A 5,376-nucleotide genomic window follows, 5' to 3' on the forward strand; every position below is an offset into this window, starting at 1 on the left:
ATGGAAGTCATGCACGAGCGCAACGCTCACAACTTCCCCCTCGACTTGGCTTCTGCTGAGTCCGAGACTGTGGCTTTGGTTGCCCCCGAAATTGGCTAATTTCTAGCCCAGCTTAAATCAAGCGCCTCCCGATTGGGGGGCGCTTTTTGTTTTTGGGGTGTTATGGCCGTCGCCAGAGCCGACTTGAACCCGGGGTACTGATGCTTTTCCACCTCCAAGTGGCAGTGCCCGATTCCGACGCCGTTCGGGTAAAATTGCGATCGCGGGTCAACTCGAATGGAACCCGGAGGCGATCGGAAGGGCGAAGGGGATCTGGCGGTGGCGAAGAAATTAATTTTAATCCCGATCCTGTTGATTTCCCTGGCGTTGTGGGGGTGTTCTCCGGCGGGAATCACGCCGACGCCAACCCTGGTTCAACAGGCCCTCACCCTGCAAATCCGACAGATTCACCGGGAACTGAATTTAAAATCCGACGTCGCCAGTTCCCCCCGGGGGTTTAAAATTACCCGGGTGGCGATCGCCCGTTTGGAACCCCTGACGATCGACGGTTTGGAGGGGTTTAAGGTGGAGGGGACCTACGATCTCCGGGTGCGGGGGAGCGCGCGCCGGTTCGGAGAACGACACAACCCGTTTCGCATCTACCTGCAAAGACGGGGCGGGGGGCGGATCTGGCGGTTGGCTTGGCTGGAAAATGAGGGCCGAAGCCGGGGGGGCGATCGCGGGCGTCAACCCCAATGGTCTACGATGGCAATTCCGCGGCGGTTTTTCTAGGAATTTCGAGCCGAGATCATCCCAAACGGTGGTTACTTTCCATCTCCAATCGAGAGTCTTCGGATTGGGATTCGCCCAACATCGCTTTGTCGCTGGGTTTTAAAACGGCTTGAATGGTGCGGAGAAAGCGATTCGGCCGGTTGGCTCTCATCGCCTGCCGCTCCTGAACTTTTTTCGCCAAATGCCGCATCACGGAAGCATCCAATTCGTCGATAAAATGGTCGGCGATGCGTTCTCCCATAAATTCGATCGCTTCGGAATACTGCGACATCAACAGATCGACGGTCGTCGTCGCGCCGTCAACCATCTCGTCGGATGTCGAGTTTTGAGAAGGTGGGGCGGCGGGTTGAGGTTGAGAGGGGGAAGATTCCGGCATGGGCGCGGTATTTTGAGATTGGGGTGGAGGTGAATTGGGGACGCGGTTAGAACGGCGGTTGAGGAAAGTTTGATATTCGTCGATGCTCATCCCCAAATTGTGGAGGTGGTGGTGAACGTGGTCGAGTAAATCCACTTCTCGGGGCGAGTATGAATCGTGATTGCCATTCAAGCCGTGGAGTTTCGCCCAGCTTTTGATGGTGGCTTCGTCGCGGATGTCATATCGATCTAAGAGTTGGGTGGTGGTGAGATCGGTTTCGGGGGTGGCTTTAAAATCGCTCATCGAAAATTCTCCTTGAAACTGGGTCGCGGACGAGACGACAACTCGGGTGCGGACGGCACTGCGGGGCCGCGCGATCGCGCCGAAATCCGCTTGAAACCGGCTGACTGGAGTCCGGCTCCGGCGTTACAGGGTATATTTTGACACATTCTGACCCGCCGCGATCCGCGATCGCTTCCCCCCTGACGGTCTGGGATCTCGAACCGGGGAAATAGAATTGGAAAATTTTGTGATAAAAAAGAGGAGATGACTGGTTTCTCTGGTAAGGACAACTGCCATGCCGATCTACGATTATTTCTGTCCGAGCAATAACCGCAAGGTCGAGGTGATGCACAGTATCGATCGCGAGGTGAAAACCTGGGGCGAGGTTTGTGAGTTGGCGAATTGTGAGGTTGGGGAAACGGCGTCGGATGCGCCCGTCCGCCGCCTGCTGAGTGCGCCGATGCTGTCGATTCCCACCTCTAACGCGGATTACAGAAACGCGGGCTTTACTAAGTTGGTGAAGCGGGACAAGGGGGTTTACGAAAATGTGACGGCCCGGGATTGATTTGGGGTGGAAAGACTCCCTCGGGAATGAATTCCCAAGCTGCAAGGGTTTTAAATGTCATGAAACCCGAGGAATCGTCTCGGTCAATTTCCCTTTTAAATGGCGATGTCCGCATCGATGGTGCCGAGACTATACCGATCGCCGGTTGCCGATCGCCGGTTGCCTGCTATAGAATCCCAGCGATGACGCGATCGCTTTAAAATGCCATGTGGGATCAGATAGTCGAACACATCAGTAACGCAACCGGAGAACTTTTCAAAAGCAACAGTCCGCGATCGGTGGGGGGGGGCTGCATCAACCAAGGGTATCGCCTCGACGACGGTTCGCGCCGCTATTTTGTCAAACTCAACAGTGCCTCTCTGGCGGATATGTTCGAGGCGGAGGCTTTGGGGGTCAAGCAGATGTGGGAAACCCGCACGATTCGGGTTCCCAAACCCATTTGCTGGGGCGTCGCCGGGAGTTCCTCCTATATCGTCCTGGAGTGGCTGGAAATGGGGGGCCGCGGCAATTCTGAGGCGATGGCGGAAATGGGGCGACAGTTGGCGAGGTTGCACCAGTGGACGCCGCCGGAGGACTATCCGGGGCACGATCAATTCGGCTGGGATATCAACAACACCATCGGATCGACGCCCCAGATCAACACCTGGACGGCGGACTGGGCGGAATTTTGGCGGGACCGCCGCATCGGCTACCAACTCAAACTCGCCCGCCGGCGGGGGGGACGGTTCGACAACGGCGAGCGCCTGCTGGAGAAAATTCCGGAACTATTGGCCGGCCACCGACCCAAACCGGCTTTGGTTCACGGGGACCTGTGGGGGGGCAACGCCTCGGTGATGGCCGACGGGGAACCGGTGATTTTCGACCCGGCGGCCTATTTCGGCGATCGCGAGGTGGATATTGGCATGACGGAGGTGTTCGGCGGATTTCCGGCGGCGTTTTACCGGGGTTACAACGAAGTTTGGCCCCTGGATGGGGGCTACGAGCGTCGCAAAACCCTCTACAATCTCTATCACATTTTGAATCATTTTAATTTATTTGGAGGGGGTTATGGTTCCCAGGCCGATCGCATGATTCAGCAGCTTTTGCGTTGAAGTTCATCCCGGCGATCGCGAAATAAAAAAAAATGCTCGGGATTGAGCTGACCAATTTGGATGAAATTCTTGGCCGTCGGATAGCGGCCGTTTTCCCGAAAAATCCGATTTTAATTTTCATCCTTAAGTGGGATGGATATGACAGGTTTCACCGCGTCTCTCCGCCGGGGGTGAGGCGGACGGACGAATCTCGTTCGAGGCGGGGTGTGAAAAAAAGTTGCCATGCCATCGCCTCAGAAGTCACAATGAAATTAGAGGCTTTCTCTAGGTTTGAAGTGGTCGGAACCGATCGAACTGCATCAAACTCCGGGTGCGTTACCTCCCACCAGTAGCATGAACAAAAATTCTGATCCTCCCCCCGCCCGCGTTCTGATTGTTGACGATACCCCTCACAATCTGCGTTTGCTGTCCGCCATGCTCAACAAACAGGGGTATGCCGTCGAGTGCGTCACGGATGGTGGCGCGGCGATCAAACAGATTGCCGTCAATCCCCCCGATTTAGTTCTGCTCGATATTCTCATGCCAAACATGGATGGCTATGAAGTTTGCGAGCGGTTGAAGGCTTCGGAACAAACCAGTCAAATTCCGGTCATTTTCCTGAGCGCCTTGGGGGAAGTGTTTGACAAAATTAAAGCCTTTGAGGTAGGCGGTATCGATTATATCACAAAACCGTTTGAAATCCAAGAAGTTCTCGCCCGGGTTCGGACTCAATTGGAAATCCGCGGCGCCCATCTGGAAGTCGAGCAAATGAACCTGGAATTGGAACGGCGAGTTCGGGAACGCACCCGCGAACTGGCGGACGCCAACCAACAACTGCTGCACATGGCATCCCACGACGCGCTCACGGGGTTGCCCAACCGGGTTTTCTTTATGGAACGGCTCATGGAAGCCCTGAATCGGACTCAGGAAGAACGCGATCGCCAATTTGCGGTTTTGTTTCTCGACTGCGACAACTTCAAAATCGTCAATGATTCTTTGGGGCATCTGGTGGGCGATCGGCTGATGATGGCGGTCGCCAAGCGATTGAAATCCTGCATCATTCCCAATGGTTTTTTGGCGCGATTTGAAGGGGATGAATTCACCATTTTAATCGATCAAATCAAAGATATAGATCGGGCGAAGCAGACGGCGAAAAAAATTCATAAAGCCCTCACTAAACCGTTTTATATAACAGAAGAAGAGATTTTTATCAACGCCAGCATCGGCATCGTTTTGGGGACCCACGATTACGATCGCCCCGAGGACTTGCTCCGAGATGCGGACACCGCCATGTATCAGGCGAAGGCGAAAGGCAAAGCCCGCTACCAAGTTTTTGATGCCGGAATGCACGCCCAATCTTTGGCCCGTTTATTATTGGAAAATGACCTGCGACGGGCGCTCCAACGAAATGAATTTATCCTCCACTATCAACCCATCGTCCACCTGGCGACGAACCGCATTGCCGGCTTCGAGGCATTGGTGCGCTGGCACCATCCGACGCGGGGGGTGGTTTCTCCCTATGAGTTCATTCCGGCGACGGAAGAAACGGGTTTAATCGTGCCATTGGGACAGTGGATTATGGAGGAAGCCTGCCGCCAGATTCGGCAGTGGCAGGAACAGTGCAATGGGGGAAAAATGCCCATCAGTATCGGTGTCAATTTGTCGGTGAAACAATTTTGTCAGCATGATTTGATCGAACAAATTGACAATATCCTCGCTCGCACCGGACTCGATCCGAGCAGTTTAAAGCTGGAAATTACCGAAACTGCCTTGATCGAAAACGAACGCGCTGCACTGGAGATTTTACAGCAGTTCAGAGACCGTAAAATTCAGTTGGGAATTGATGATTTTGGCACCGGCTATTCTTCCCTGAGTTACCTGCACAATTTCCCCATCGACACCTTGAAGATCGACCGCTCCTTTATCACCCGTCTGACGGAACAGGGGAAACACACGGCGATCATTCAGGCGATCGTTTCCCTCGCCCAAAATTTGGGGATGACGGTGATCGCCGAGGGGGTGGAAATAGCGGAACAAGTGACCAAATTGAAGGAGTTGGGATGCGAATACGGACAGGGATATTTTTTCTCCAAACCCCTCGCTCCGGAAATGGCTTGGAGGGCGATCGCATCTCAAAGGCGCTGATATCAAATCCGGTTAAATACTCGAACATCGGGCAACCCGATAAGGTTGCCCCCACGGGAAGCCGACCTCCCCCCTTACTCCCCCCTTACTCCCCCCCTTTCTCCCCCCTTACTCCCCCCTTTCTCCCCCCTTTCTCCCCCCTTCTCCCCCCTTCTCCCCCCTTCTCCCCCCTTCTCCCCCCTTTCAAA

Annotated in this window: 7 protein-coding genes; 6 read left to right on the forward strand and 1 reads right to left on the reverse strand. The window is 54.5% G+C overall.

Features of this window, described 5'->3' with window-relative positions; genetic code table 11:
• Positions 1 to 99 (forward strand): photosystem II protein D1 (locus AC0QHF_RS00520; RefSeq protein ID WP_324702239.1); only part of this gene is annotated, 99 nt, incomplete at its 5' end.
• 177 nt (positions 100 to 276) lie between these two features.
• Complete coding sequence (locus AC0QHF_RS00525; protein ID WP_324702233.1) at positions 277 to 771, forward strand: hypothetical protein; 495 nt, start codon at positions 277 to 279, stop codon at positions 769 to 771.
• Positions 772 to 787: 16 nt separating this feature from the next.
• On the opposite strand, the gene AC0QHF_RS00530 is transcribed toward AC0QHF_RS00525, so the two are convergent.
• On the reverse strand, positions 788 to 1,429 hold the full coding sequence (locus tag AC0QHF_RS00530; protein WP_324702234.1) for a hypothetical protein: 642 nt from the start codon (positions 1,427 to 1,429) through the stop codon (positions 788 to 790).
• A 12-nt stretch (positions 1,430 to 1,441) separates the two neighbouring features.
• On the opposite strand from AC0QHF_RS00530, the gene AC0QHF_RS00535 reads away from it, so the two are divergent.
• From AC0QHF_RS00535 to AC0QHF_RS00550, 4 genes are all read left to right on the forward strand, one after another.
• Positions 1,442 to 1,570: a hypothetical protein gene (locus AC0QHF_RS00535; RefSeq protein WP_324702235.1), complete on the forward strand. Its 129-nt coding sequence runs from the start codon at positions 1,442 to 1,444 to the stop codon at positions 1,568 to 1,570.
• Positions 1,571 to 1,703: 133 nt separating this feature from the next.
• Positions 1,704 to 1,973 (forward strand): FmdB family zinc ribbon protein, encoded by a 270-nt coding sequence (locus AC0QHF_RS00540; RefSeq protein ID WP_324702236.1) that lies wholly within the window; start codon positions 1,704 to 1,706, stop codon positions 1,971 to 1,973.
• Between the two features lie 206 nt (positions 1,974 to 2,179).
• On the forward strand, positions 2,180 to 3,064 hold the full coding sequence (locus tag AC0QHF_RS00545) for a fructosamine kinase family protein (protein ID WP_324702237.1): 885 nt from the start codon (positions 2,180 to 2,182) through the stop codon (positions 3,062 to 3,064).
• Between the two features lie 333 nt (positions 3,065 to 3,397).
• A complete protein-coding gene (locus tag AC0QHF_RS00550; RefSeq protein WP_324702238.1) occupies positions 3,398 to 5,188 on the forward strand; it encodes a two-component system response regulator in 1,791 nt (596 codons plus the stop codon).
• The last annotated feature ends 188 nt before the right edge of the window (positions 5,189 to 5,376 follow it).

It is taken from the genome of Lyngbya sp. CCY1209 (assembly GCF_055795065.1).

What these genes read in the sequence shown, in the direction of transcription:
- AC0QHF_RS00540 (WP_324702236.1), top strand. Translation starts at nt 1,704, where the DNA reads ATGCCGATCTACGATTATTTCTGTCCGAGCAATAACCGCAAGGTCGAG.
- AC0QHF_RS00550 (WP_324702238.1), top strand. Translation starts at nt 3,398, where the DNA reads ATGAACAAAAATTCTGATCCTCCCCCCGCCCGCGTTCTGATTGTTGAC.
- AC0QHF_RS00525 (WP_324702233.1), top strand. Translation starts at nt 277, where the DNA reads ATGGAACCCGGAGGCGATCGGAAGGGCGAAGGGGATCTGGCGGTGGCG.
- AC0QHF_RS00545 (WP_324702237.1), top strand. Translation starts at nt 2,180, where the DNA reads ATGTGGGATCAGATAGTCGAACACATCAGTAACGCAACCGGAGAACTT.
- AC0QHF_RS00530 (WP_324702234.1), bottom strand. Translation starts at nt 1,429, where the DNA reads ATGAGCGATTTTAAAGCCACCCCCGAAACCGATCTCACCACCACCCAA.